1 protein-coding gene is annotated in these 709 nt (G+C 59.2%); it reads right to left on the reverse strand.

What is annotated here, in order from left to right:
- The coding region (locus ACK8OE_RS20890; protein WP_410274234.1) for a Tn3 family transposase at window positions 1-709 on the reverse strand (709 nt) is incomplete at both ends.

The raw sequence follows: 709 nt of genomic DNA on the forward strand, positions 1-709 counted from the left end.
GTTTTGAAGCCGATTTTGAGGCTCTATGAGCCCTAAAAGACGCTTTTTCGCCTCGCCGATCCGGAATGACATGGTCCCGCGCATGTTGACGTGGGCATGTCCGATGGGCGCGACCTTGGATGCGACGTTGTCCGGAATGCCGTCCGCATTGGCATCCATAAAGGCTTGTATTCGAGCCGTATTCCAAGCCATTACGATATTCGTCAGCAGCGTCAAGGCCCCGGATATGGCTGTCATCTGATGCGGTGTGCGCCCCCACTTCGCGGTGATCCGGCCGTTATGGATTGCACGCTGCAGGCTATGAACGGCTTCGCCCTGGTTTTGCAGATCCAATATCCCGTTCCTGAAGGCGGCGTTCCCAAAATAGTCGCACAGGTAGATGGTCCGCAACAGCTTTCCGATGCCGACGCCGGCGTTGTAAATGGGGTCGCCCTGGGCGGCGGAGCCGTACTGCTCCAGGGCATCCGTCGCCGGATACCAACCCTCTTTGACGGAGACAGCCACGCGCAACAAGCCATCCCAGCCTTTGGCGACGCCCCGTCGCGATATCCGCTCGGATGCGATGATCCGCTGCAGGGCCTCTGGGACCTTTCCCTTGAAGCCCTGCGGCAGAAAGAGTTTCCGGGTTTTGAGGTCCGCCAGATGAGGGCAAAGGTCGAAGCCCACGAACTTGGCTGTGGTCATGGCGAAGTGCGTGAAGCCGTGGGTG

It is taken from the genome of Asticcacaulis sp. W401b, assembly GCF_046503825.1.
Taxonomy (GTDB): Bacteria; Pseudomonadota; Alphaproteobacteria; order Caulobacterales; family Caulobacteraceae; genus Asticcacaulis.